This window comes from Burkholderia sp. Tr-20355 (genome assembly GCF_017104685.1).
In the GTDB taxonomy this organism is placed as follows: domain Bacteria; phylum Pseudomonadota; class Gammaproteobacteria; order Burkholderiales; family Burkholderiaceae; genus Burkholderia; species Burkholderia seminalis.
On sequence record NZ_JAAGPK010000371.1, the window covers coordinates 1 to 1,613 of the forward strand.

At 69.1% G+C, this 1,613-nt stretch carries 1 protein-coding gene; it reads left to right on the top strand.

Annotation, left to right across the window (positions count from 1 at the left end):
• The coding region (locus tag G3N62_RS35440) for an acyl-CoA dehydrogenase (protein WP_206141546.1) at positions 1-1,613 on the top strand (1,613 nt) is incomplete at both ends.

A 1,613-nucleotide genomic window follows, 5' to 3' on the forward strand; every position in this document is an offset into this window, starting at 1 on the left:
TTCGAGGATGCCGGTTACGACACGGCGCAGGCCGTGCTCGAGGAGTCCGCGAAATTCTGCGGCGAGGTGCTGGCGCCGCTGAACGTCGAGGGCGACCGCCACCCGAGCAGCTGGAAGGACGGTGTGGTGACCGCGACGCCCGGCTTCGGCGACGCGTTCCGCCAGTTCGTCGAAGGCGGCTGGCAGGGGCTGCAGCATCCGGCCGAGTACGATGGCCAGGGGCTGCCGAAGCTGATCGCGACGCCGTGCATCGAGATGCTGAACGCCGCGAACCTGTCGTTCGCGCTGTGTCCGCTGCTCACCGACGGCGCGATCGAGGCGCTGCTGACGGCCGGCACCGACGAGCAGAAGCAGCGCTACGTGCCGAAGCTGATTTCCGGCGAATGGACCGGCACGATGAACCTGACCGAGCCGCAGGCGGGCTCCGACCTCGCGCTGGTGCGCTCGCGCGCCGAGCCGCAGGGCGACGGCACGTACAAGGTGTTCGGCACGAAGATCTTCATCACGTGGGGCGAGCACGACATGGCGGACAACATCGTCCACCTGGTGCTGGCGCGCACGCCGAACGCGCCGGAAGGCGTGAAGGGCATCTCGCTGTTCATCGTGCCGAAGTTCATGGTCAACGCGGACGGGTCGCTGGGCGCGCGCAACGACGTGCACTGCGTGTCGATCGAGCACAAGCTCGGGATCAAGGCGAGCCCGACGGCGGTGCTGCAGTACGGCGATCACGGCGGGGCGATCGGTTACCTCGTGGGCGAGGAGAACCGCGGCCTCGAATACATGTTCATCATGATGAACGCGGCGCGCTTCGGCGTCGGGATGCAGGGGATCGGCGTGGCGGACCGCGCATACCAGAAGGCGGCGGCATTCGCGAAGGAGCGCGTGCAGAGCCGCCCGGTGGACGGCTCGGCCAGGCAGTCGGTGACGATCATCCATCACCCGGACGTGCGGCGGATGCTCGGCACGATGCGCGCGCTGACCGAAGGCGCGCGGGCGCTGGCGTACGTGGCGGCGTCGCACAGCGACATGGCCCACCGCCATGCGGACGAGGCGACGCGGGCGCGTCATCAGGCGATCTACGAGTATCTGGTGCCGGTGGTGAAGGGCTGGAGCACGGAGATGGTGAACGACGTGGCGAGCCTGGGCGTGCAGGTGCACGGCGGGATGGGCTTCATCGAGGAGACGGGCGCGGCGCAGTACTACCGCGATGCGCGGATCCTGGCGATCTACGAAGGGACGACGGCGATCCAGGCGAACGACCTGGTGGGCCGCAAGACGATGCGCGACGGCGGCGCGGTGGCGAAGGGGCTGCTCGCGGAGATCGACGCCACGGTGGCGGCGCTGGGCAAGCTGGACGGTGCGGCGGCCGCGTCGATGAAGGTACGGCTGGAGAAAGGTGCCCGCGCGCTGGCATCGGCGGTGGATTACGTGGTGGCGAACGTGAAGCAGGACCCGAACGCGGTGTTCGCGGGGAGCGTGCCGTACCTGAAGCTGGCGGGCGTGGTGCTGTGCGGGTGGCAGATGGCGCGCGCGCTGGTGGCGGCGCAGGCGAACCGCGCGAGCGACCCGGCGTTCTTCGATGCGAAGATCGCGATCGCGCAATGTTATGCGGA